Genomic DNA, 25,413 nt, shown 5'->3' on the forward strand with positions numbered 1-25,413 from the left:
GGTTAAATTCAATATAAGTAACTGAATTTTATCAAATATCAACAAACTTGCCCGCCTCTATCATGAAATATTCGGGCTATAATTTTAACGCCAAGGTCGAGACGCAACCGTTGGTGCTGGAAAACGGGGCCGGTGCCGACGATTTGGTGATCGTGACGACGATGAAGAACGAAGTCGTCGGCATCAATGCTCGCACCAATGCGACTATCTACCATATCAAACTCGGTCCCGAAATCAGTTCCCAGGACATGGATATCTGGAAGCACACGCCGACCTGGGGCATATCGGCCACGCCCGTCATCGACACGTCGACCAACACGCTGTTCGTCGCCGCCTGGTTGCGCAAAAACGCCAACGACAATCGTTACCGCGATTATTGGATATTCTCGCTCGATCCGGCCAACGGTGCGCAAAAGGCCGCGCCGGTTCGCATTTACGGCCAATCTCAGGAAGGCAACGACTGTTGGTTCAACGATGCCGATGCCGTGTATTGGCAAAACGGGCAAAAACGTCAATATGTCTATCCGAAGCTTAGGGCCGGACTGGCGTTGACCGGAAATCATGGCCTGGTGCTGGCTTTTGCCGCCAACGGCGAAAGTTATCAGGGCGGACGCAAAAACCCGCACGGCATGGTGGTCGCCTACGATACCCGGGCGTTGTTGGGGCAAGACGGCTTTTCCCGCCAACCGGGGATATTCTGCGCGACAGCGTTCGACAGTTGGGGGGCCGGCATTTGGCATGCCGGCGGGGCGCCCGTGACCGAAGGCGATATGATCTATGTCGCCACCTCCAACAACGGCAGTGTCGATCTGGCCGAAAGCATGGTCAAGCTGCGCTTCATTCCCAGCTTCGGCGGCGCCCGGCCCGTGCTGGAAAAAATCGACTTTTACAAGGCTTTTTTGGACGAACGCACTTCCGCTGATGATTGTCTATGGGACGACAATCATTCCGAGGTTTCCTGCGGCCGGGCCAATTTCGGCAAGGCCGGCGCCGATTGGGATTTCGGTTCGGCCGGTCCGCTGTTGGTGCCGGGCTCCAGTCTGCTGTTGCAAGGCACCAAGGACGGTATTATTTACTCGCTGGACAAATACAATCTCGGCCGCAACGAACGCTTCAAATGGCTGATGTCGAAGCCACCGCTGGTGGCCTCTTATTATGGTGGAGATAGCGCGGAAAACTGGGACCGCGTTCAGCATCTGAACCGCAGCCTGCCGTGTCCTGCGGCCGGCCACAGCGACCACGATTGGTTTATTCCGTGCGGCGATCCCCAGTTCAATAAAATGCACCATATCCATGCCCTGGCGTTCGCGCAGCGCGATCGGCTGGGAGGCATCGTCTATGTGTGGGGGGAAAATTCCAAGCTGAAGTCCTATAATTTTTCGGCATTGGGCGGAACGCTACCCACCTTCCGCGCCGAGGGGGCGGAATTGGCATCGTTGAACACCGATTCTCCGGGCGGCATGCCGGGCGGGTTGTTAATGGTATCGGGCAAACCGTCGAGCAAAAGCGCTTTTCCCTATGCGGTCGATTTCGGCACGGCTATTTTGTGGGCGGTCTTCCCCAAATACGGCGACGTCAACAAGGGGTTCGCCGAAGGTCAGCTAGTCGCCTACGACGCCACCACGATTTTGCCGGGCAACAAGATGAAACGCTTGTTCCGTACCGGCGACGACAACCATGGCGGCCTCGGCACGATGTCCAAGATGATTCCCCCGGTGGTTGCGAACGGTAGGGTTTATGTAATGATCTACCGGGTTGGCGATGTCGACAACTGCACCGTGCCCGACAACCAATTGAAGGTGTGCAGCCAGTTGAAGGTTTATGGGCTTAAATAATCGGTAATTTAAGTTTATTTGAAATAGGCTGAATACGGCACTTAGCGGGAGACTAACCGTTGAAAGTCGTTCAGGCATGTGTGAATCACTGTTCGGATTTGGTCCAGTTGTGCATTCGGGATGGGCATGAAGGGAGCGCGAACATGAGGCGGGAAACCAGCGATTCGTGCCCCCATGGCGGCTTTTACCAAGGGAATTTCAGGATGGCCGCTGGCTTGCCGGAATGCGTTCCAGGTATCGAGGCAGCGTTGGATCGATTGGGCTTTAGCGGGGCACGATCGAAATTCGGCTTGCAGGGTTATCAGCAATTCCGGCAACGGATTTGCCGCGCCCGTCACCGAACCGGTTAAGCCCTTTTGCAACACCTCGAATGCCTTTTCATCGTTGCCCAAAAATACCGGCATTCCGGGGAAGTTCGAGCGGTAAAGAAGGGCGTTATCCAGGTCGCCGCTCGAATCCTTGATGCCTTGTATCGAGATGCCTCGGTCAAGCAGCATGGCGACTAAATCGACGCCAACAAAATTGCCGGTATGTTGGGGAAAATGGTACAGCATCGCCGGCAAGGGAGTTTCTGACAGCGCGTCGCTAAAAAAACGGCAGAGTCCGTTGTCCTCGCGGGCGGAATAATAATAAGGCGGTAATATGAGTAACAGGTCCGCGCGGTCTTGCGTTTCGTCGATCAGTTCGCGAACGTCTTTGACGCAGGTTGCGCTGACGTTGTTGATAATGGTGCCGGCGAAATGTTTCCTGACGAACTCGATAACCTGCCGCCGTTCGTCGATGGTCAGGGAAGCGAATTCAGCGGTCGTGCCATTCGCAATGACCGTCCCGACTCCCCATGAATAAAGTGACGCCAAATAGCGTTTGAAAGCTTGCCAATCGATGTCACCGTTTCTGTCGAACGGCGTTAACAGAGTGACGATAGGGCCTTGAACCTGAATCATGAAACCGGTTGTAACTGGGCAAAGTTTAATGTTAGTTACATTCAGCCAGGATGTATAGAGTCCGCCACCGACACTGCTATATTTCCAAGCATGAGTCATCGTTGTGATCCACGATAGGTGTTTCAGCGAAGCGATTTCCGGTTTCAGAATTTTGCTGTCATTTTGGGTTATGCCGGGGAAAAGAGCCAATAAAGTGCGCTGTGAGTATGAAGACATCCTGCGGCAGCGTCATTTATTTTCCAAGGGAGCAGGAATGAAATCCGGACGGTATGGGGGTATTCAGTTTGCCTTCCTTGGCGCTCAATATCCTAGTTTTCACGGCATTTGCGTATCATGCATGGATCATGAGACTGGGCTGCACAAAATTCGAGAATGGGATCAATGTGTGACTTCTTGGAAATAGGAAGGATCAAAATATTCGCTTAAACACTCTTTAATCTCTTTTTCCGCTTCAAGCCAATCTTGTAATTCATGACCTGGCTCGAACCCCCGTTTTTCGGCTTTATAATATGCGGCTTCCGCAATATACGAGCGGAGAATTTCTTCGTCGAGGTTGTCCGGGAATATATTTATTAAGTGGTGAGAATCGTTCATAAAAACCTCTTTGCCCGAAAAAATAAATAAGACCCTATAAATTACAAAAAGTTTTTAAAGGGATGGAGAAAACGCGCTAGACCGGCAGATGGGACGCTTGCCCTTTTACCAGAGTCCGCGCCGATCATTGTTAAGCTAAAAAATCTTGTTGGATCAGTCTGTTAGCCGCAGTCGGTTGATGCCGCTGTAACAGTAGATCAAACGCCTTGGATTCTAGCATTTGTTATCCGTTTCAGGATAGTAAAAATGCTCAGCTATAGAGGGTAAGCCAATAGATTCACACGTTCAGTATGCGGGTACTAAATAACCCTATTATTTCAATGGGGGCAGCGGTAGCACGAGCAAACCTTCGGGTACCAGGGTGGTGGCCAACATGACTTCGTTGATGTTGCGATGCTCGGACCAGATTGAGGAGTTTCTATGTTCCGGGTTGCGCCAGAATGACTCGATTTTTTCGCCGACGGAGACGTATTGCATCAGTTCACGTAGCCTTATTCGCACGCCATCGGGCAGGGAGGATTGCGTTGAATTTTTCTTGGATGTTTCTTGCATGAGTTTGATCGCATGCAGTCCGATAGCCAGACCGAGTTCGCGAAAGGCAAGACGGTGTTTCGCGGGCATATCCAGGTCGCCGCTCATCACATAATATTGCAGGCCTACGAGTGCCGCCGTAAGCAAGGATTCCAGTAGGCTTGAGTCTGCCGGTCCTGCTTGTTGCAGTAATTGCTGCAGGCGATAGGCATCGATAAGCAGACCGCCCAGCCCAAGCGGGTCGGCGGTCGCCATATTCTTCGCTACGATCATGGCCTTAAGCTGGCGGGTTTCTTGTTCGAGATTGGGTTCGGGATTTGCCGTTGGCAGCTTTGCGGCAGTGGAGCTGAGTTGAGCGAAGGTAATGAATCCGTCAACTGGATCATGCTGGCCCATCGACGAGACGAGTGGACGCTTCAAGTCAATACTCATCTTCCAATACATTCTTCGCGGACCGTGTGCGGAGGGAAGGTAGGTGAAGGCATGGTGCGCGGTCTCGGCAAGTTCCCGAGCCCAGAGGTTAAACCGAGGGTGACCGGTAGAACGCGATACTTGATCAAGCGCGTGCATCCATTTGCTCAGATAATGAAAGTATTGGCCATCCCGTTCCCATTCCAATCGCTCGTCGAAAGCTTGATCGGGAGTGCGCTCGGGTAGCGGTTTGCCTATTCGAAGCCCGCCACGGGTGGGATGTTCCTCGCCTTCCTGCCCGGCCAACCCGCCGATCCAGCCAGTACGGGAATCATCGCCGCGATACTGCCCCAGGGTGCGATGAACACGATCGACCAGCTCTAAAGCCAGCTCCTGGTAGCGCTTTTTTCCGGTCAGTCGCGACAGGCCGATGTAATTGCAAACCGCAAAGGCATCGGTCCACAGATAACGTTGCGGGGGGCGGTCGGAACTCAGGCCGGTGCGTTCGGCAAAGTCGTTCATCAACGCGATCGCTTCTTGGGTGCGGGAATCCGGCATGGATAAGACCTCCTCATTGGTTTTAGCTCCCGCCGTCTCGAGAGACAGGGTTATAATGATCAGGCAGGAAATAGGCGCAGCGGCGATTCTTTCAAACAATTTCTTTACTCTTGGCGACAGATTGTAGCGACAATTGACCACTGGATACAGCAGGACGTTTCAGTCATCCGTAAATCCAATTTCGTAACAAAACGCTATCGTGTGGAAATGCCTGCGCCTGATGCGGTCGATGGAACTGACCGGCGGATGTTAGGTGTGCTTTTTGTCCTGCAGCAGTGACACCGCATCTTGCAACTGAGAGTCGGTGACGTCAAGGTCATGCCGTTCCTTGAAAAGACGCCGCAATTGGCCGAGATCGACGTTTTTAAACGGCATTTCTCGCAGAAGGCTCGACAAATCTTCATTCACGGCCCACGGATAAATGATCCAGCGCCAATCGCTGACCGTTTCGACAAAAAAATCTGGCTTGTACGCGGACACCGTTTTATAGTGCAAAACCGCCGTGCGCAGATTTTCTACCGGGCCGCGGTTTCGAACATGGTCGCCGCCCACGGCAAAGGTGTCGCCACTGTCGCAAACATCATCCAACAGCAAGATGTTTTTTCCTTGTAGGTCGGCGCTTAACGGGTATTTGACAAAAGCTTCGGACACCTTGCGGGTACTGCGGTAATGTTCAATTTTAAAACTGGTTAGGTCATGAATGCCAAGCATGTCCGACAAAATTCGCCCCGGCACATAGCCGCCCCGTCCAATCGCAATGAGGGTGTCGATACGAAAGTCCGCAGCGCGCAATTGCCAGGCCAATTGTCGGCATAAGCCGTACATTTCATCCCAGGTTATCAAGGTGCAGGGTAATAATTCTGGCATCGCTTAGGTTTTGAATGGATTATTCAAAAAACAATTATTAGCCGTTGTCATGCATGGTATAGCCTTAAATCGATATGGCAGACTAAGTCGCGCCGTCAATATTCCGTGACAGACGACCCTGGTATTTAACCGGCGGGAAAAGGTTGGACGACAGTAATGCTTCGGCATTTACCTCATGGCTCGGCGAATCGTTGTTTGATTTCGACGATAGCCGGGAGATTGTGCTCGAAGACATCGGTCAGTTGCGGGTCGAAATGGCTTCCCCTGTTTTCCTTGATGAAGGCCAGTGCCGCTTCCACCGACCAAGCGCGCTTATAGGGTCGGACCGAAGTCAGGGCGTCAAACACGTCGGCCAAAGCGGCGATGCGTCCGGCCTGTGGTATCTCCTCGCCGGCCAAGCCATTGGGGTAGCCGCTGCCGTCCCATTTTTCATGATGGGTCAGGGCGATATCACGCGCCATGCGGAGCAGATCGGAGTCGTCGCCGTCCAGCAGTTTGGCGCCGATCAAGGCATGGCTCTTCATGATCTCCCATTCATCCGCGTCGAATTTCCCGGGTTTCAATAAGATCGCATCGGGAATACCGATTTTGCCGATATCGTGCATCGGGCTGGCGTTGAGGATCAGATCGCAACGATCTTCGTCCCAGCCTATCGCTTTGGCCAATAGCACACAAATATGGCTCATACGCAAGATGTGGTTGCCGGTTTCCTCGTCGCGATATTCCGAGGCCATGCCCAGGCGTTGGACGACTTGGAGACGGGTCCGATGAATCTGTTCGGTGCGTTTGCGCACCATTTTTTCTAGTACTTCTTTTTGGTCGTGCAGCAGACGATGCGCCAGCTGTGCTTCCAACAAGTTATGCACGCGCATGACCAGTTCATTGCGATCGAAGGGCTTAGTGATGTAATCGCGGGCGCCGGCGGTCAGGGCCCGCAACAGAAAATCCTTGCTGTGCTGGGCGGTGAGGATGACGATCGGCGGCAACAGGGGATCCTGCAATGCCTTGAGTTGTTCGATCACTTGGTAACCGTCCAGATGGGGCATATTGATGTCGAGCAAAATCAGGTCGGTGCGTTCTTCGAGATAACGCCCGACGGCTTCGCGCGAGTCTTGCTCCAGGGCCAAATTCTGATACCTCTGCAACCTGAGGATTCTGTCTAACAGCTTCAGGTTGACCGGTTCGTCGTCGACGATAAGAATACGTTCGTTTTTTAGTACTTCTGGACACATGTCAAATCAATGGAATTGCTTTGTCTAACTATGCGGTCGATTGTAGTCAAAAAACATATCATTTCAATGGGTTTTGTCAGGTAATCGGCGAAGCCCGCCTTGATACCGCGCTCGATATCGCCAGGCAGGGCGTTGGCGGTTACCGCGACGACCGGAATATGACGGGTAACGGCGTCGTTGCGCAAGCGCCGTAATATCTCGAATCCATCCATGTCCGGAAGGTTGAGGTCGAGGAGAATCAATTCGGGTTGTTGTTGACTGGCGACTTGCAGACCCAGTGTTCCATTTATTGCGGTCAGCAGTTCGAGGTCCGAGCGGTTGGCCAGCATTTTTTGCAGCAATTTCAAATTGGAAGGATTATCTTCCACATACAGTATTATGTGCGAATGACCGCTATCTGCCGGCGGCTGAGGCACAGGGCTGGCGGCGGGGGGATCGGGTATGGCTCGGGCGGGTAGGTCGACGCCCGGTAGGGTAAACCAGAACCGGCTACCTTCGTTAGGTCTGCTGGCGACACCGATTTCCCCGTGCATCGCTTCGACCAGTCTCTTGGCCAGCGCCAGGCCGATGCCGGTGCCTTCAACGCCCTGGTAGGCAGATTCCAGCCGTTCGAATGGGCGGAACAGACGGGGCATAAATTCGGCGGGAATGCCGAGGCCGGTGTCCGTTATCGCGACCTCGATCGATGCGTCATCGATACGCCTGCAGGTGATTTCGACGCGGCCGCCCTTGCGGTTATATTTGACGGCATTGGACAACAGGTTCAGCAATACTTCCTTGAGCCGGATCGGGTCGGCCAGCACGACGCTATCGTGCGGCAGCTTGCAGCGGATTTGAATGTCGCGTCGTTCAGCCAACACGGAGATTTGTTTGATACAGGATTGGATGATATCGGCGATAGGCAGGGGTTCCAGGGTGATATTGATATGTCCGCTTTCGATGCGGCTGAGATCGAGGATTTCGTTGACCAACGCAAGCAGATGCTCGCCGGCCCGTAAAATTTCCTGCACATTGTCGGCCTGCATTTGGCTTAAGGGCCGATCGGGGTCGGACTCGAGTAGCTGGCCGAAGCCCAGTATGGCATTCAACGGCGTGCGCAGTTCGTGGCTCATCCTCGAGAGGAACTTCGATTTGGCCTGATTGGCCCGCTCGGCATCTTTGCGGGCATTGATCAGCAATGCCTCGGTCCGCTTGCGTTCGGAAATGTCGCTGACGAAGGCGAACAATTGCGGCTGATCGTCTATATGTTTCAGCATTACATTGACTTCGACATCGATAAGGACGCCGTCTTTCCGGCGGTGACGCGTGTCGAAACGGTCCTGTCCCGCGGCGATGAGTGTATCGATATGGGTTTGTATTTCTTCCGGAGTTTCGATCGCCTCGATGTCGGGAATCGTCAGCGTCAGCAGTTCTTCGCGCCGGTATCCGAGCATCTGGCAATAGGCGTCGTTGCAATCGATGACCCGGCCCTGTTGGTCGGCGGAAAAAAAGCCGTCCATCGCGGCATCGACGATATAGGCATTACGGCGACTTAGTCGCTCCAGTTCCGCGGTACGTTCGAGGACACGCAGTTCCAGCTCCCGGTTCAGGTTGTGCAATGCCTGTTCGGCGTGTTTTCGTTTGCTGATGTCGCGGACGACGGAAATGAAACGCGGTGCTTGATCGGACGGTTCGACATATTGCAACAGAATATCCACCGGCATTTCCCGGCCGTTCCGGTGTCGATGGATCGATTCGAAGGTTAAACGGTCGAGCTCTCCCGAAAGCAATGGGGCGATGAAGGCGCGAAATTGGCGTTCGGAGAATTCGGGTTTCAGGTCGTAGGGGTGGAACCCGAGCAGTTCCTCCCTGCTGTAGCCCAAATGATTGACGGCGCCTTGATTACAGTAAGTGAATCGTAACGTGTCGGCGTCGAACATAAACACGCTGTCGAGAGTCTGATCCAGAGTCGCCTTGAATTGTTCCAGTTCCGCTTCGCGCTGGATCAGGTCTTGATTGGTTCGGAGCTGGTCGGTAATGTCCAATCCGATCACGAGCACGCCGGTCATGCGGCCGGGCTCGTCGAACATCGTTTGACTGTGCCATTCGATTTGCCGTTGTTCTCCGCTTCGGATCTGGATGGAATTGACCTTGCCATGTAACGAACCGTCTCTAATGACCTGTTTGAAGACATGGCGGACGCTCTCCCGGTTATCCTCGGGCAGAAAAGTCTCGAACCAGTCCCGGTTCTCGATTTCGTTCAGACCGAAACCGGTCAATCGTTCGAAATAGGGATTGACATAGCGAATAAGGCCTTCTGGATCGAGCAATAAAACGATGACCGGGGCGGTAGTGATCAAACCGGTGGCAAAGTCGCGTTCCCGTTGCAGCTCGCGTTGTGCCTCGAGGCGTTCGCTGATGTCGTTGAAAATGCCGATCATGCAGAGTGGATCGCCGTTGGTGTCGTCGGCCAGATAACACACTAATTGCACTTCGACTGTCGTGCCGTCATGCCGTTTGGCCCGTAAGTCTCCCTGCCACCGTCCCCGGCTGAGGAGGATGTCCATGATTTTTTTCGCTTGTTCGGGATAGGCCCAAAACTCGTGGAGCGAACGCCCCAAGGCGTGCGAGGTGTCGGGCAGGCGCCACAGGTCGGCGAAGGCCTGGTTGACATAAAAAATGCTGGCGTCCAGGCTGGCCATCGCGATCGCATTGATCGAGGCTTCGATGGCCGCATTTTTCATATGCAGGCCGATTTCGGCCTGCCGCCGCGCCGTATCGTCGCAGATTTGGCCTTCGATGTATTGCAGCCGACCGTTCCGGTCTCGGACGCCGCGGCCGCAATCGTAGACCCAGCGCTCCTCGCCGCTTCGGGTGCGAATACGGTAGCCTATTTCAAATTCGCGATCGTCGGCCAATGCCTCCTCAACGCTGTTCCAGACCCGTTCGGCGTCGTCCGGGTGCATCAGTTCGCCCAAATTGACCTCGGTGCCCGAGAAAAAGGCCTGTGCCGGATAGCCGGTGATGGCTTAGACGCCTTCGGTGATGAAGACCATGCTCCACTGGCGGTCGTGGCGGCAGCGATAGACGAAACCGTTCAATGTATTGAGCACGCGAAAGAGATTCGATTGATTCAGGATGCCGGCCTGACGGTTCAGGGCGACGAACGACAGCGCGATGACAATGATGCTTAGCGCCTTGGGTATTTGCACCGGTAACCCCGTTAGCCAGTAAAAATCCCCCGCGCCGGGCAATCCAGAGGTTGAGAACGGATGGTCCAGCGAAGGAACCAGGGTCAATAGGCCGTAAACGGCGAATCCTGCCGCCGCGGCTTTCAGGCAGGGACAAGCAGGATGCGAAACGGCAGAGGGGATGGTTGGGCCGCCGGAATCATTCGCTAGCAGCACATAGGCCGTAAGCCATGCCGCCGGGGCACCGAGCAGGTAATGGACGCCCAACTCAATCTTGGGCAACGGTTCATCCGCAGGATAAACGAAGAGGATGAGGGCGACAGTGAGCAATGAATAGAGCGGCGCCGCGCCCAATCTGACTGAAGCAGTTAGCGTGTTCCAGTTGCGCCGGCCGAATTCGAGCAACATGATGAAGGAGGCTATCAACAGTCCAATACTCGATATATCGAGCCAGGACGTGGATTCCGGCAAACGCTGCAGGCACAGAAACTCGAAAAAGCCATGGAGTAAACCGAACCCGGCCAACCAGTTCAAATGACGGGCGAATTTGAGAACCGTATAGAATTTTGGTAATGCGAACGTGACCGCACAGAGGCTGAAAAAGGCAAGGCCGTAGAACTGAAAGATTAAGCCCAGGACGTTGTCGCTCCAAGTCGTCATTATTCTTTCTCGGCGGCGGCGCGTTTCAGGAAATGATCGATAACAGCGTTAAAGTGTCTGATATCCAGCGGTTTGGTCAGGTAATCGGCGAAGCCGGCCTCCTTGCCCCGGGCGATGTCGCGCGGCATCGCGTTGGCGGTGATGGCTATGACCGGAATGTGTCGCGTATCGGGGGCGTTTTTTAACACCCGTAGCACTTGATAACCGTCCATGACCGGCATGTTGATGTCGAGCAGGATCAGCTGGGGATCGCGGCTACGGGCCAACTCTATCCCAAGTTCGGCGGTGTGGGCTGTAAGCAGGTGTATATGCGGACGCCGCTCGATGATCTGGGAAACCAGGCGCAAATTGGATGGATTGTCTTCGATGTAAAGCAGCAGGTTGTGCTTGGCCTCGGCCCCGGCGTCGTTTTGTGCCGTTATCGCCCGGACGGACGGCCGTTCGAAAAGCCGGTGGGATTCCGTCTGGGAGACAGCGGGCAATTCGATGCTGAAGCGACTGCCGACACCAACCTCGCTTTCTACTTTGACGTCGCCTTCCATCATTTCGACGATCCGGCGGGTGATGGTCAATCCGATACCGGTGCCTTCGATGGCGCTGTTTTCCGCTTCGAGCCGGTGGAAGGGCTTGAATAATTCAGGCAGGCGTTCGGGAGGGATGCCGTGTCCGGTATCGTCGACATCAATACCGAGAATACTGTCGGCCACTTGCCGTTCCGTAATGGTCACATCGCCGCCTTCCCGGTTGTACTTGATGGCGTTCGAGATCAGATTGAGCAGCGCCTGTTTCAGTCGGGTGCGATCGGCCCGCACCATACTTCCCGCCAGCTTCTTGTGGCGCAGCCGAATCAGGCGTTTGTCGGCGAGCGTTCGCGTCAGACCGATACATTCTTCGATAACGGGGCCGAGCTCAACCGGTTCCGATGAGAGCGATAGTCGCCCGGATTCCAGTTTGGCCAGATCCAGGATTTCGTTGATCAGTTCGAGGAGATGATGGCCGGCCTTCAAGATTTCCTGCACGTCTTCCTTATGATCGTCGTCCAGACGGTCGTCTATCTCCAGTAATTGTCCGAAACCGATGATCGCGTTCAGCGGCGTGCGCAGTTCGTGACTCATGCTGGAAAGAAAATCGGATTTGGCCTCGTTGGCGCGGTTGGCGGCATCGCGGGCATCTATCAAGGCCTGTTCGGCCTGTTTGCGGGCGGAAATGTCGCGCATGACGCCGACAAACAGCAAGTCGTCCTGCAAATGGATTTCGCTGACGGCGATTTCCAGCGGAAACACCGAACCGTCCGAACGCAGACCGGTCAGTTCCAGTTGTCTGGCGATGATCTTGCCTTCGCCTTCGTTCAGATAATCTTGGAGATAACCGTCGTGTTCGGATCGATAGGGTTCCGGCATCAGGATATTGACCTTGCGGCCGACCACTTCCGCTTCCAGATATCGGAACATGGCGCTCGCTGCCGGGTTGAACGAGCGGATCACGCCCTGTTTGTCGATCGTGACGACGCCGTCGACCACCGAGGCGATGATATGTTTGAAAATCTGCAAGTTTTTTTCCCGCGCCGCCAGCGTCAATTCGGTCCGCTTGCGATCGTCTATATCCTGCACCACGCCGAGCATCTGCAGCGAATTGCCGTTGGCGTCGCGTTTCACGTTACCGCGTTCCGATAGCCAGCGTACCGTGCCGTCGGGCCAGACGACGCGATGCTCGACATCGTAGGGCTCGTCGTTATTCAGGCTACGGTCGATGGCGGCGATCACGGCCGGACGGTCGTGGGGGTGAATCGCCCTGAGAAAGTTGGCGTAAGACGTTTTCAGCTCGCCTTCGGGATAGCCGAATAATGGCCCGATGCTTTCCGACCAATACAGTTCGCCGGTTTTGACATTCCATTCCCAGGTTCCGATATTGGCGTAGAGTTGTCCGCGGCGTAAACGATCCTCGCTTGCCTGCAGGGCATTGAGGGCCCGCAGGCGTTCGCTGACGTCTTCGGTGATGCCGATAAAATGAGTCACCTGTCCGCGTTCGTCATGCACCGGCGCGATATGCAGCTGATTCCAGAACAACTCGCCGTTCTTGCGATAGTTCCGCAGTAGCGCCCGGGTTCCCTTTCCTGCCGCGATGGCGGCGCGAAGTTCGGTCAGACCGGGCTGGTCGCGGTCGCCGCCTTGCAGAAAACGGCAATTTCGACCTACCGCTTCCTCGCGACTGAAACCGGTAATGCGTTCGAAGGAAGGGTTGACGTAGATCAGCGGCATATCTTTCTGCTGTACATCGGCGATGGTGATGCCGTTATTGCTCGCCGCGACCGCGCGCTGTAACAGACGCAAACGTTGCTCGGCTTCTTTGACTTCGGTGATGTCGGTGCGGATCGAGACAAATTGATAGGGTTTGCCGCGATCGTCGAAAAAGGGAGTAATGGTCGTTTTAACCCAATAAAGACGGCCGTCCTTACGTCGATTGCAGATCTCTCCCTGCCAAATCTGGCCGCTGATGATGACTTGCCATAATTTTTTGAAGAACTCCGGTGGATGTTCGTCCGATTTGACAATGCGATGAGTGCGGCCTAACAGTTCTTCTCGGACATAGCCGCTGATGTGACAAAATTTGTCGTTGGCGTAAGTGATGTGGCCGGCCCGGTCGGTTACACTAACGATGGCGTGTTCATTGATCGCGGTATGTTCACGCTCGAGTTCATAGCGCGAGCTGGCCAGTTCGCGGCGTAAAGTGTTTTTTTGCCGTTTCCAGCGTGCCCAGCGGGTCGCTTCCCGGATCAAGCTATCGGCTTGAACCGGTTCGGCCAGGAATGCGTCGTGGCCGGGATTGCTGGCCAATACTCGTCGAGTCATCTCCGTATCGGCGGTTAGAAACAACACCGGAAGATAGGGAGCATTTTCGTGTTCACGTAATAGAGCGGTTAACTCCTGGCCGTCGGCATTCGGCATGAAAACATCCAGGATGAGCACTTCGGGTGAAATCTGGTCGATAAGTGTCAGGATTTCCAGGGGGGCGTTTGACGTGCGGACCTGCATGCCGGCCGCACGAAGAGTCGTGGCATGGACGGCGAGCAAGACAGGGTCGTGGTGTAACAAAAGGACGCGATAAGGGACTTGCGGTTTGCGCGCGGTGAGCGTTTCGAGGATCCCGGGCAAACGATCCTCGACTTGTGGCCTGGCCAGGTAATGGCTGGCTCCGGCGCGCATTGCTTGCAATCGATGGGACAGGTCATCGTGCCGGCCAATGACGATCAGTGGAATGTTCGCATTCTGGTCGAGTCCCAATTTGACGATAGCCAATGCTAATTCGTTTTGGTCATTGCACTCTCGGCTATCGAGGATGACAACGGCCGGCAGTTCGGAGCTGGAATGAGCCAGGGAAAGCCTGAATTGGCCCGGTTCGGCAAAGGGGTGGGGCCGAAAACCGGTCGCCTCGATGTCGTTTATCAATGTATATTTAAATTCACTATCGCCGGTGATTAAATGGATCAGTGGGGAATCGTTACGGCAGGCGACTGAAATCGATAAGGTGGGTGGCAAAGTAGCATCGCTAGTTTGCTCGCGTGCTATTTGCTGCATGCAATCGATGAATGAACCGATGGATTGCCAGGTTTCGCCGTCGGGTACCTCGTTGCTTTGCAGCCACGTCGTCAGCCGGTCTTCTAAATTGTACGCAATACCGGACAGAGAGGACATACCGAACGTTTCGGCGGCGCCTATTAGGCTATGGAGCAGCCGACGTAACTGCCGGGTTTCGTTAGCTCGCCATTTTGGGGGGGCGCACAGTCGATATTGGTCGCGAATCGCTTGTATTCGCTGAGGGAGCTCGGCGTTGAATTGTTCGCGCAGGTCGCGCAAAGTTTCGGTAATGTGGCGGGACATCTGGAAAAAAGGTCGTCGTGATTCAACGCTTTAGTTTTTAACAAAAATTATTCCATTTTCAATGAAATTTCTCGGATCTGTCAATTTTATCGGTGTCAGTCGGCAACGAGTCTGGTGCTCCTGAAGCTAACAAGTTGATATTGTCGAAAACCCATTTCAAACAGGGTGGTGGGAGTTTGTGATGATTAGGTACCACAGGGCAAGGCGATACGTTATGTTGAGCAGGGGAAAGTGCATTTTCCAGATCGGGCGCTCAGAAAATGGATTGCGTTAAATGCATAAAAGTCGTAGTTGTTGACTGTTAACATTTTTCTTTCTTATTGGGGGCTGTTGGTGACTAGAACCAATTTCTCTAAACGTTTATTGATGTAATCGGGCCGCCTGGTCGAGACCTAAAAAAAACCATTTTGATTTTGGATAGCATCAAGTGGCCGCATGGATTTAGCCCGCCTCTATCATGAAATATTCGGGTTAGGATAGCCTCGTAATCTTTTTCCGTTGACGGTTTTTCGCTGAGTATGTACGTATCCATTTTTTCTATGAGTATGTGTCTTTGCTCTTCAAGCTTCGCTAATGATTTATCCATATTATCGGCTCGGAATTTAACCAATAAGACTATCGGATATCGAAGCCGTGATATTGCGGTACCTCCGGCAATGGCTTGGTCTGGACCGAGCTGACTTTGGCCATGATCGGTCCTTTATGGCACCAGGCGATTAATTTTTCCAGCTGGCTTTTGTTACCGCAGGCGATGATTTCGACTTCGCCGTTACTCAGGTTCTTGGCGTAACCGGTCAGGTTCAACTTGTTAGCCTGTTTTTGGGTGAAGGCGCGGAAATAGACGCCTTGTACCCGGCCGCTAACGGTGATGTGGATGGCTTCGATCATTTACGGATGCTCCAGCAGTAATGGATTTTCGGATTTCTGGCGAAATCTTCCGGTATGGTTTCGGCGCTGATGTCTTCGATAGTCAGATGCGCCAGTTTTTGGCTATCCATTTTAAAACGGCGGAAGTTGGTGGAAAAATACAAGATACCGTTCGGCGCCAATAAACTCGCGGCATTACTGATCAGGGTGATGTGATCGTTCTGGATATCGAAGGCTTCGTCCATTTTTTTGGAGTTGGAAAAAGTCGGCGGGTCCAGGAAAATCAAATCGAATTGCGGTTTGATTTTCGCCTGCGCCTGGCTTTCCAGCCAGGCCATGCAATTGGCCCGCACCAGCTTGTGTTCGTTCCCGATTCCGTTCAAGGCGAAATTGTTTTTGGCCCATTGTAGATAGCTGTTGGACATGTCCACCGTGGTCGACGACACGGCGCCGCCTTTGGCGGCATGCACCGTGGCCGAAGCGGTGTAGGCGAACAGGTTTAAAAAGCGCTTGCCTTGGGCTTGTTGCTGGATGCGCAGGCGGATGGGGCGGTGGTCGAGGAACAGCCCGGTGTCGAGGTAGTCCTCGAAATTCACCAACAATCGGCAGCCGCCTTCCTCGACCACATGGAAATGGCCTTGATCGCCTTGTTTTTCGTATTGCTCGCTGCTTTTTTGCTTGCGACGTATTTTCAGGAAAACCTGGTTCGAGGGAATCTCCAGTATTCTGGGAATTTCCGCCATCACGCCGGCGAGGCGGTCGTTGGCCTTGTCTTCGTCGATCGACTTGGGCGCCTCGTATTCCTGGACATTGACCCAGGTTTTCTCTCCCTGATACACATCGATAGCGACCGCGTATTCCGGTAGGTCGGCGTCGTACAGCCGATAGCAGCGGATATCGTTCTGTTTGGCCCATTTGCGCCATTTCTTCAGGTTCTTTTTCAGCCGGTTGGCGAACATCTCCGCCTGACTGTCGCGGCTGTTGTGCAGAATAAGTTCAATCCGGTCTTGCGCGGTCTTGCTTTTGGGGACGAAGAACGCCTCGGGTTCGATCGCAAAACGCAACAGCTTGCATTCCAGTGCGCCGTTGTAGAGCGTGATCGGTTTCCGGGAACGAATGCCCAGGCGAAAACCTAATTCCGGATTGCTGATAATTATCGCCGCTTGCCAGCCGACGAAACGTTGTTTCATGATTTCGCCGAATTGACGATACAGTTCGGCGGTTTGTTCTTCGTCGCCCAGTCGTTCGCCGTAAGGCGGATTGCAGATCACTAAACCCGTGGGCCAACTTTCCGCCGGTTCCGCCAGAGTGATGTCGCGTTTTTCGACGTGAATCTTATGCAGCAAGCCGGCATTTTCGATGTGTTTCAGCGCGGTGGCCACGGTGCGGCGACTTTGGTCGAAGCCGACTATGACCGGCAAGTTGGCGATACCGTCCGTTCGGCGTTGTTCGGCTTCTGCGCGCAGCCGTTGCCAAATCTCGGCAGCGTGTTTTTTCCAGCCGAGAAAGCCGAAATACTCCCGCAGCAATCCGGGGGCGAAATCGGCCGCGATCAGCGCGCCTTCGAGCAACAGCGTACCGGAACCGCACATTGGGTCCAGCAAAGACCCCCCGGCCTTGGCAATTTCGGGCCAGCCGCTGCGCAGCAGCATGGCAGCCGCCAGGTTTTCCTTGATCGGCGCGGCGATGCTGGTGTCGCGGTAACCGCGCTTGTGCAGGCTCTCGCCGGACAGGTCCAGGCTCAATTGCGCAGTCTTGCCCTGCAAATAGACGTTAATATGGATATCGGGTTGTCGGGTGTCGATACGCGGGCGCTTGTGAAATTTACTGCGCATTTGATCGACGATCGCGTCCTTCACCTTCAGCGCGCCGAAATGGGTGTTGTTGATCGCTTTGTTGTTTTTAGCGCTGAAGGTGACCGCGAAACTGCCTTCCGGTTGCAAATGTTCGAACCAGTTGGTCTTCTTGACGCCGTCGTACAAATCCTCTTGCGAGTCGACTTCGAAGTGGTCGAGCTGCAACAGAATGCGGTTGGCGGTTCGCGACCACAGGCAACAGCGGTAGGCGGTCTCGAGGTCGCCCTCAAATGATACACCGGCTAAGGATTGCCGGATGTTGTTGCCGCCGAGGCTGCGGATTTCGTCGGCCAACAGCCCTTCCATGGCTTTGGGGGTGGTGGCGAAAAGCGAATATTCTGTCATTAAGGGCAAAATGAAAAAAAAGATAAAAGGACAAGTATTTTACCTTAACGCCTCATTCGCGTGGGATAAAGTCAGGGAGACGAAAGGGGATACGAAATGACTGTTCGGGCCGGTCGTCACCATTACATTGGGTTAAGGTTCAAATCGAACAATGCCGATGTTAGTTGTTCGATCTTTTAGCGCAGTATCTTGACCCGGTAATCGCCGCCAATGACCAGATATTCGGCTTCGCCGCGTAAGGCATGGTGAGGAAGTAGTTCGTTGTAAAACAAAAGCTTGACTACCGGAATCTCGACTTCCAGGATATAGGCGCCGAATTCACTGGCAATACTGGGGCGATCGGTAAAAGAAACCAGGCTGTTGAAACGGACTATTTTATGCTGTTTATCGTTGTTTACATCGATACCGTCGTCGTCCAGGGAATTGACGCCCCGGTACAGGATTTTGTGTGTGGCGGCAGGGAAGTGGAAGCGCTCTATCACCCATTGGCAAAACTCATAGAGCAAGTCCAACTGCATGTAAATGCAGTTGTTGTGGTAGCGGCTGTTCATTTTTTCCTCGATATAGACAAGCCACGATTTGTCCATGAAACTGCCAATTTTTTGCTTATGATAGGTCGGAAAAAGGCCGAAGCGGCTTTCCACCCAACCCTTTAAAACGGCGCCCTGGGCATTGTTCGAATCCATTCCCCAATCCTGAATCAGTCGCAAATAACTGTTACGGTAACGGCGTCGGCCGTGTCTATCTTCGCGCAGTCGTTGCTCGCTCTCATAACCGAAAACGACCGCCATATAGTCCTGAAAAGTCCGGCCGCATTGTTCGCGGCTGTGTTGTCCAGCCAAGAGCTCGAACAAGCCCGGCGCGCTTTCGCGGGTTCCGGCGATATGTACTGGGCAAGGTCGGTCATTGAATGCCTGGCTGGCGACATAGGCGCTGGATAAGCCGATGAGGTTGGTGCTGTGCCAATGTACCGGAAAATCCGCTGACAAATGTGGGTCCTCTCGCGCAGCGAGGGGTGGACGGTTTTCGGATTCATCCAGACTATGCAGAGCGGGCATTGACAGTGACGCTGGAAATGAAAGGAAGCGGAATAACGGTTTATTCAGGTATGAAAATTGGCCTGGGAGTGATGATAGCAAAAAAAGGGAATATTTCCATATTTTAAGTGATGAAATTATCGGCCTATCATTGTTTATGAACTTTCGTTGAATGGGTCTTGTTAGAGAAATTTTACCCCGTTTGGTAAGTTTGTTAGTCTGTCCCGGCTTTTTCTACCGGACGGAATACATGAAATTCATCTTCAATTGGAAATGGGAATTACTCTCGCCGCTTGCCGGCGGATTGATGACGTTGTCCTTCGCTCCTTTCAATGTTTGGTTGTTAAGCCTGTTTTCGTTAGTTTTTGCCTTTTACAGTTGGCAAGGCGTTTCGCCCGGACGGGCGTTGTGGCGCGGATTCCTGTACGGCGTCGGCTTGTATGGCAGCGGGGTCCATTGGGTCTATGTCAGTATTCACGATTACGGTGGGGCGCATTATATCGGCGCCGGCTTGTTGACCGCCTTCTTTTGTCTGTTCTGGACGATATTTCCCGCGCTGACGGCTTATTTAACGGCCAAATTGGAAAATCGGCAAGGCGTTTGGGGCAAAGTTGTCCTGCTGCCGGCCATTTGGATATTGATCGATTATGTGCGTGGTTATTTGTTATTGAATGGTTTCCCCTGGCTACAGGTCGCCTATACGCAGTTGGATACGCCGTTAGCCGGCTATATTCCTTTGCTCGGCAGTTACGGTACCGGTTTTATTTTATTGCTTTCGGCAATATTGCTTGCCGAAACTATCCGGCAACGGGCATTGTGGCTCCGCGCGTCGCTTATATTGCTCTTGCTGTGGAGCGGCGGGTTCGCTCTGAGTTTGATCGATTGGACCGAGTCGAGGGGCAAGGCCATCAAAGTCACGCTGATTCAAGGCAATGTCGCCCAGGATAAAAAGTGGTTGCCCGAATTCCGCATCAAAACCTTGATTAGTTATCAACGCTTGACCGAGGCGCATTGGGATTCCGATGTCGTGATTTGGCCGGAAACCGCGATTCCGGCTTTTCTGCATCAGGTTGAGGATTTTTATATCGAACCTTTGGAGGCAAAAGCCAGGCGACACGACACCGACTTGATCGTCAGTTTGCCGGCCAAGGGCAAAAGCGCCAAGGAAAATTACAATATGGTTTTGACCCTAGGTAAGCAACGAGGCGAGTACAAGAAGAACCATTTACTGCCTTTCGGCGAGTATCTGCCGCTGCAGCCGCTGTCGGGTTTTGTTTTGGAACTGCTGGGGGTCAATCTGGGGAATTTCGTGCCCGGCGGCAACGATCAGCCTTTGATGGTTGCCGGCGGCTATCCGTTCGCGACTTCCATCTGTTACGAAGACGCCTTTTCGTCGGTATTCTTGCCCGCCTTGCCGGAAGCGGCATACCTAATCAATGTCACCAACGACGCTTGGTTCGGCGATTCGCTAGAGCCCCATCAACATATGCAGATTGCCAGAATGCGCGCCTTGGAGACGGGGCGTTACCTGTTGCGCGCGACCAATACCGGCATCACGGCGTTTGTCGACGACAAGGGTAAAATCATTAAACAAGCACCTCAATTCGAGCAAGCGACCTTGACCGACAATATTGTGCCGATGTCGGGAATGACGCCCTATGCTAGGATTGGCGATAAAGCTATTATATTTATATTTTTAGTCTTGTCCGTTACGTCCTTACTAGTCGGTAAAACGAAATGATCAACGATAATTTGGACTCCCCCGGGACTTCAATCCAGCTGACTAAAGTCGGCGTCAAAGACTTACAGATCGGGATGTATGTCTCAAAGCTGGATCGCCCCTGGTTGGAAACCAATTTTCTGTTTCAGGGGTTCGAATTGAAAACCGCCGAGGATATCAAGGCGGTGCAGGAGCAATGCGAATTTGTCTATATCGATTCCGCCCGGAAAAATAAAGCCAAGGTCGGAACCGCGCGCGATACGCCTTATTCCAAAGGTTGGCTGGCGAATCGCGTTCCACCGCAAAACAGAAAAAGCTTTGAACAGGAAATTGACAACGCCGGTCACGTTTACCAGCAAACATCGTCGGTCGTCAGGGGGTTCATGGAAGACGTGCAGTTGGGGCGGGCGATCAATGTCGAACTGGCCAAAAAGGCGGTGGCCGATTGCGTCACCAGCATCCTGAATCATCCGGATGCCTTGATGTGGATGACGCAGTTGAAAAGCCGGGACAAATATACCGCCCAGCACAGTATGAACGTTTGTATTTATGCCATCGCCCTGGGCCGGCAAATTAATCTGCCGGTCAACGAGTTGCACAATATCGGGCTGTGCGGCATGATGCATGACATGGGCAAGATGCGGGTGCCACTGGCTATCTTGAACAAGCCGGATAGGTTGACGGCGGAGGAGTTGAAAGTCATGCAAAGCCATACCACGCTGGGCTGGAAGCTGCTGATGAGTAGCAGCGGCATGTATGGCGGCGCGATCGATGTCGCCTATACCCATCATGAAAAACTGGACGGCAGCGGGTATCCGCGAGGATTGAGTGCCGAACAAATCTCTCCGTATGCGCGAATGGTCGCGATCGCCGACATGTACGACGCCATTACCAGCGACCGGGTTTGTCAGAATGGACGGACGCACCTGGATGCGATCAGCATCATGACCAAGCAGGGCGACAGTCATTTGGATTCGGGGCTGACCATTAAATTCATTGAATGTCTGGGAATTTATCCGCCGGGCAGCATCGTGGAAATGGGCAACGGCGAAGTCGCGATCGTCGTCGAAGTCAATCCCAAGGCTAAAATCAAACCCAAGATCATTCTGTTATTGGACGAAGACAAAAAACCGCAACCCGAACGCCTAGTCGATCTGTCCCGGTTGGATTTGGATGCCTCAGGGCAGCCTTATACGATCAGGAGAATTGCCAGGGCAAGCGAATTTGATTTCGATATCGAAAAGTTTTACGGCGGCGGAGGTTTGCGCAGGGGCTTGCTTGCCGCTTAATAGGCAGGCAAAGAACCGACGGCGCCGGACCATTCTATTTCATCAAAGTTAACAAAGATGCAGCCGATACAGGAAATTTTAAATCGAATTCGTTGGGATGAATCTTGGGGCGGGGATGAATTCAAAATTGGGTATTACGACCGCGTGGAAAAGCATTTGATCGTCGTCGCTTTCAAGGAAATCATATTCCCTAAAGGCGATCATTTCGCCTTCGAGGTGCTCGACCGGGAAGGGGGGGTGCATTCGGTGCCTTACCATCGGGTCAAGTCGATTTATCGAAACGACCGTTTGATTTGGCATCGGGAGCATTGATGCCGCTTTATGTCCTTATTGACTGATGTTGGCAAAGCTCGCGTTGGTCAGTTGCTGCAGGTTTTGCGGACTCAATTCCAGGTCCAATCCTCTGCGACCGGCGCTGATATAAATGGTAGCGAAATCTTGCGCGGAAGCATCGATGATCGTTTTGAGTCGTTTCTTCTGGCCCAAAGGGCTGATGCCGCCCAAGACATAACCGGTGGACCGCTCTGCAACGGCGCTATCCGCCATTTCCGCTTTTTTGGCGCCGCAGGCTTTCGCCATCTGTTTCAGATTCAACAGAGCGGATACCGGCACGACGCCGACCGCCAGGTCCTTGTTTCCCAGGTTGATGATCAAGGTTTTGAAGATCCTTGTTTCGGGTACGCCTAGTTTGTCGGCGGCTTCGGCACCATAGGAGGATGCCGAAGTATCGTGGGCATATTCGTGAATTTTGTGATCGATCTTGGCTTTTTTGGCAGCAATGATGGCGGGTGTCATTTCGTAAATCTGTATTGACTGAGGCTAACGTTCCAGCTCCGTATTATGGCGTGATAGTTCTTCTTGTTACATTTGGTCACAAATATGCCTGTTATGCAGCTCCTCGCTCGTAGGGAAAGTATCTTGCGGCATATTGGGAAGGAATTGCTTCATTTGCTCGCCGCATTTTTTCATGGCTTGCACGGCAGGGTCATTGGCCATTTCCAACGCATATTTCATTGCGGTGGCTTGGGCCTGGTCGCGCATTCCTTGTGAACAGAGATGTTTGACGTCGGCCTGCATGGCCCGACCGCGTTGCTGCAAAGCCTGCAATTCGTTTTGATCGATGTTTTGCAGACAGTTTCGCATGCCTTGCATTTGTTGCATCATTTGCTGCATTGCCGCTTGATCCATATTTGGCGGCATTTGCGCGGCGACGGTCATGGGTGCAAGGAATAAAAAGAGTATTGGTTTTTTCATGAGGAAAATTCTGATGAAAGTTAATGATAGCAGGGGGAAGCATAGCCAATCTTTCAACTTTCTGCCGAAGTTTGGCCAGCCGATAAGAAGTGAAGAAACGATAAAAGGAAAATAAGCAGCGCGATTTCACCTAACCAGAAGCTATAAGCGGATTTATTGCGGATAGATGAAGTCACGCTGTAACCATCTGGTTTGATTACCGGACGGAAGTATCCTGACTTAATTATGGAAATAATCCATTAGCCGGATAGATGTAGGAACTTTGAATGCCGGAATATTATTTTAATGACAAGGTTTCGGTTCTGCCGCTCACTTCGAAACCTAATTTCCCCTCTTTAGCCAGCCAGCCGATGGCTCGCTGGACATCGGTTTTGTTCAGACCGGTTTCCTTGGCTACCTTGGAAACGCTGGCATCACCGTTTTCATTCAGGTAATTCCAGATCTTGCCGGCAGCATCACCAATGACTTCATTAGACATAGTATTTCCTCTTCTGTGAAGGTTTAGTAAAAAAATCAATTTTATTTGTTTTGCTCGTCGGGCAGGACAATATTCAGTTCTAGAGTCTCTTGATCTTCATCCTGTTCGAAGTTTACCGAAATCGCATCCTCGTCGACGCTAACATATTTCTGTACGACGGCCAGTATTTCCTGTTGCAATTTTGGCAAATAGGAGGGGCGGTTACGGGCGGCCCGTTCATGGGCCACCAAAATCTGCAAACGCTCCTTAGCGACAGAAGCTGATCTGGGTTTCGTGGATCTGAAATAATCTAAAAGACTCATTACTTACTCCCGAACAACTTACCGAATAGCCCTTTCTTCTCTTCATTAATAAAGCGATGAGGCAATTCTTCGCCCAGGTAGCGGGCCACGATGTCGGCATAAGCTTGGCCGGCGTCGCTTTGTTTGTCCAAAATTACCGGGACGCCAGAGTTCGAGGCGTTTAATACCGATTTAGATTCCGGAATGACGCCTAATAAATGCAATGACAAAATATCCTGGACATCGTCAACGCTCAGCATTTCCCCCAGTTTAACCCGGTCGGGAGAATAACGCGACAATAACAAATATTCCTTGATCGGTTCTTCGCCATTTTCGGCCCGACGCGATTTGCTGGATAAAATGCCCAACATTCTATCTGAGTCCCGGACCGAGGAAACCTCCGGATTAGTCACAACAAAGGCATCGTCGGCAAAATACATGGCCAGCGTTGCGCCTCGCTCGATTCCTGCCGGAGAGTCGCAGACGATATATTCGAAATCCTTGGAAAGATCATTCAGGACTTTGTCGACACCTTCTTTGGTCAAAGCTTCCTTGTCGCGAGTTTGCGATGCGGGCAAAATAAAAAGCTTGTCGCAGCGTTTATCCTTAATCAAGGCCTGGTTCAAGGAGGCCTCGCCATTAATGACATTGATAAAATCGTAAACCACGCGGCGTTCGCAACCCATGACTAAATCGAGGTTGCGTAAACCCACATCGAAGTCGATAACGGCTGTTTTATGACCTTTCTTTGCCAGTCCCATGGCAATCGCGGCACTAGTCGTCGTTTTGCCAACGCCGCCTTTACCTGATGTTACGACAATAATTCTGGCCAAAGTATGTTCCTCCAACAAAAGGGTTAAATAGGTGTAATGATCAAAGCTTGGTCCTGCAGGCGGATCTGCACGGGTTTGTGGCGAACCGTTTCGTCCAATTCGTCACTGATTTTATAGTTACCTGCGATCGAGATCAGTTCGGCCTGCAGATCGAAACAGAAAATCCGGCTATCGGGGTTCCCCTGAACGCCGGCCAGTGCCCTTCCCCGGAGCGGGCCGTAGACATGGATATTGCCCTCGGCCATGATTTCGGCGCCCGCGCTCACTGTCGCGGTAACGATTAAATCTCCCTTGGCATAAACCCGCTGACCCGAACGAACCGGATGGGTGATCAATTTATTTTCCAGGCTGGGGGATTCAGCTTGAGTTGTGGCTTCGACCACCTTGGGATTGATCGTGGTCGCCGGTTGTTGGCGATTCGGGGCAGCTGGTTGGGCCGTGTGGACGGAATGAACCGGTAAGTTCAAGCCGATGGCGGAACGGTTTTGCTCTTCCGTTCCACCGCGGATGCCGATGGGGAGAAAATTATTCGCTCTCAGGATGTTGACGATGGCATCTATGTCCAGAGGCAATTCGTGTTTGTTTAATTCCCGCAGGTCGAGTAATACTGGAGAATGTTTGAAAAACTCCGGCGCTTGCGCAATTTTTTCCTGTAATTGCTGTTCAATTTGCACAAGGTCATTATTGATTAGGATCAATGCAGGCACATTCAAAGAAGTGCTTTTGAACTCTAAAGCAGCTTTGTGCGGGGCGGTTGTGTCGGTCGACATCGG

General features: G+C 52.8%; 21 protein-coding genes. 4 read left to right on the forward strand and 17 right to left on the reverse strand.

The features are described 5' to 3' along the window. Positions 1–62: 62 nt before the first annotated feature. Positions 63–1,835 carry a hypothetical protein gene (locus EP25_RS0117005; protein ID WP_235185932.1) on the forward strand — a complete coding sequence of 591 codons (1,773 nt, stop codon included), beginning with the start codon at positions 63–65 and terminating at the stop codon, positions 1,833–1,835. A 41-nt stretch (positions 1,836–1,876) separates the two neighbouring features. On the opposite strand, the gene EP25_RS0117010 is transcribed toward EP25_RS0117005, so the two are convergent. The 11 genes from EP25_RS0117010 to EP25_RS0117075 form a co-directional block, all read right to left on the reverse strand. Beyond that, on the reverse strand, positions 1,877–2,995 hold the full coding sequence (locus EP25_RS0117010) for a dihydrodipicolinate synthase family protein (RefSeq protein ID WP_235185933.1): 1,119 nt from the start codon (positions 2,993–2,995) through the stop codon (positions 1,877–1,879). Positions 2,996–3,157: 162 nt separating this feature from the next. After that, positions 3,158–3,373, reverse strand: coding sequence for a DUF2934 domain-containing protein (locus EP25_RS0117020; RefSeq protein WP_031435006.1), 216 nt, complete (start codon positions 3,371–3,373; stop codon positions 3,158–3,160). Positions 3,374–3,685: 312 nt separating this feature from the next. Next, positions 3,686–4,972, reverse strand: coding sequence for a hypothetical protein (locus EP25_RS0117025; RefSeq protein ID WP_235185934.1), 1,287 nt, complete (start codon positions 4,970–4,972; stop codon positions 3,686–3,688). Positions 4,973–5,122: 150 nt separating this feature from the next. Beyond that, positions 5,123–5,740: a phosphoribosyltransferase gene (locus EP25_RS0117030; protein WP_031435008.1), complete on the reverse strand. Its 618-nt coding sequence runs from the start codon at positions 5,738–5,740 to the stop codon at positions 5,123–5,125. A gap of 173 nt (positions 5,741–5,913) precedes the next feature. Further along, the gene (locus EP25_RS0117035) at positions 5,914–6,972 is read right to left on the reverse strand and encodes an HD-GYP domain-containing protein (protein WP_031435009.1); all 1,059 of its coding nucleotides are present in this window, start codon (positions 6,970–6,972) and stop codon (positions 5,914–5,916) included. Continuing rightward, on the reverse strand, positions 6,954–9,977 hold the full coding sequence (locus tag EP25_RS22590; RefSeq protein ID WP_268745443.1) for a PAS domain-containing hybrid sensor histidine kinase/response regulator: 3,024 nt from the start codon (positions 9,975–9,977) through the stop codon (positions 6,954–6,956). The genes EP25_RS0117035 and EP25_RS22590 overlap by 19 nt, the downstream gene beginning before the upstream one ends. A gap of 3 nt (positions 9,978–9,980) precedes the next feature. Beyond that, complete coding sequence (locus tag EP25_RS0117045; protein ID WP_031435011.1) at positions 9,981–10,802, reverse strand: hypothetical protein; 822 nt, start codon at positions 10,800–10,802, stop codon at positions 9,981–9,983. After that, entirely contained in the window at positions 10,802–14,680 is a 3,879-nt protein-coding gene (locus tag EP25_RS0117050; protein WP_051906796.1) for a PAS domain S-box protein, read from the reverse strand. The genes EP25_RS0117045 and EP25_RS0117050 overlap by 1 nt, the downstream gene beginning before the upstream one ends. A gap of 615 nt (positions 14,681–15,295) precedes the next feature. After that, the gene (yccX, locus tag EP25_RS0117060) at positions 15,296–15,568 is read right to left on the reverse strand and encodes an acylphosphatase (RefSeq protein WP_031435014.1); all 273 of its coding nucleotides are present in this window, start codon (positions 15,566–15,568) and stop codon (positions 15,296–15,298) included. Continuing rightward, positions 15,565–17,748 carry a bifunctional 23S rRNA (guanine(2069)-N(7))-methyltransferase RlmK/23S rRNA (guanine(2445)-N(2))-methyltransferase RlmL gene (gene rlmKL / locus EP25_RS0117065; protein WP_031435015.1) on the reverse strand — a complete coding sequence of 728 codons (2,184 nt, stop codon included), beginning with the start codon at positions 17,746–17,748 and terminating at the stop codon, positions 15,565–15,567. Before rlmKL ends, yccX begins: the two co-directional genes overlap by 4 nt. Positions 17,749–17,924: 176 nt before the next feature. Then, positions 17,925–18,737 (reverse strand): NAD(+)--dinitrogen-reductase ADP-D-ribosyltransferase, encoded by an 813-nt coding sequence (locus tag EP25_RS0117075; protein ID WP_031435016.1) that lies wholly within the window; start codon positions 18,735–18,737, stop codon positions 17,925–17,927. A 298-nt stretch (positions 18,738–19,035) separates the two neighbouring features. Between EP25_RS0117075 and lnt the strand changes: the two genes are divergently transcribed. Genes lnt through EP25_RS0117090 form a run of 3 tightly spaced genes read left to right on the forward strand, consistent with a single transcriptional unit; the run spans position 19,036 to position 22,106 of the window. After that, a complete protein-coding gene (lnt, locus tag EP25_RS0117080; protein WP_031435017.1) occupies positions 19,036–20,526 on the forward strand; it encodes an apolipoprotein N-acyltransferase in 1,491 nt (496 codons plus the stop codon). Next, a complete protein-coding gene (locus tag EP25_RS0117085; RefSeq protein WP_084191077.1) occupies positions 20,523–21,794 on the forward strand; it encodes an HD-GYP domain-containing protein in 1,272 nt (423 codons plus the stop codon). The genes lnt and EP25_RS0117085 overlap by 4 nt, the downstream gene beginning before the upstream one ends. A 57-nt stretch (positions 21,795–21,851) precedes the next feature. Further along, entirely contained in the window at positions 21,852–22,106 is a 255-nt protein-coding gene (locus EP25_RS0117090; RefSeq protein WP_031435019.1) for a DUF504 domain-containing protein, read from the forward strand. 15 nt (positions 22,107–22,121) lie between these two features. Here the strand turns inward: EP25_RS0117090 and ybaK are convergent, their stop codons facing one another. From ybaK to minC, 6 genes are all read right to left on the reverse strand, one after another. After that, on the reverse strand, positions 22,122–22,589 hold the full coding sequence (gene ybaK, locus EP25_RS0117095) for a Cys-tRNA(Pro) deacylase (RefSeq protein ID WP_031435020.1): 468 nt from the start codon (positions 22,587–22,589) through the stop codon (positions 22,122–22,124). Between the two features lie 66 nt (positions 22,590–22,655). Continuing rightward, on the reverse strand, positions 22,656–23,048 hold the full coding sequence (locus tag EP25_RS0117100; protein ID WP_036300717.1) for a hypothetical protein: 393 nt from the start codon (positions 23,046–23,048) through the stop codon (positions 22,656–22,658). Between the two features lie 277 nt (positions 23,049–23,325). Further along, positions 23,326–23,526, reverse strand: coding sequence for a winged helix-turn-helix domain-containing protein (locus tag EP25_RS0117110; RefSeq protein ID WP_031435022.1), 201 nt, complete (start codon positions 23,524–23,526; stop codon positions 23,326–23,328). 41 nt (positions 23,527–23,567) lie between these two features. Next, complete coding sequence (minE, locus tag EP25_RS0117115; RefSeq protein WP_031435023.1) at positions 23,568–23,828, reverse strand: cell division topological specificity factor MinE; 261 nt, start codon at positions 23,826–23,828, stop codon at positions 23,568–23,570. Beyond that, positions 23,828–24,640: a septum site-determining protein MinD gene (minD, locus tag EP25_RS0117120; protein WP_031435024.1), complete on the reverse strand. Its 813-nt coding sequence runs from the start codon at positions 24,638–24,640 to the stop codon at positions 23,828–23,830. Before minD ends, minE begins: the two co-directional genes overlap by 1 nt. Positions 24,641–24,663: 23 nt before the next feature. Further along, positions 24,664–25,410, reverse strand: coding sequence for a septum site-determining protein MinC (gene minC / locus EP25_RS0117125; RefSeq protein WP_031435025.1), 747 nt, complete (start codon positions 25,408–25,410; stop codon positions 24,664–24,666). Between the last annotated feature and the right edge of the window lie 3 nt (positions 25,411–25,413).

Origin of the sequence: Methylomarinum vadi (genome assembly GCF_000733935.1) — a bacterium.
GTDB lineage: Bacteria > Pseudomonadota > Gammaproteobacteria > Methylococcales > Methylomonadaceae > Methylomarinum > Methylomarinum vadi.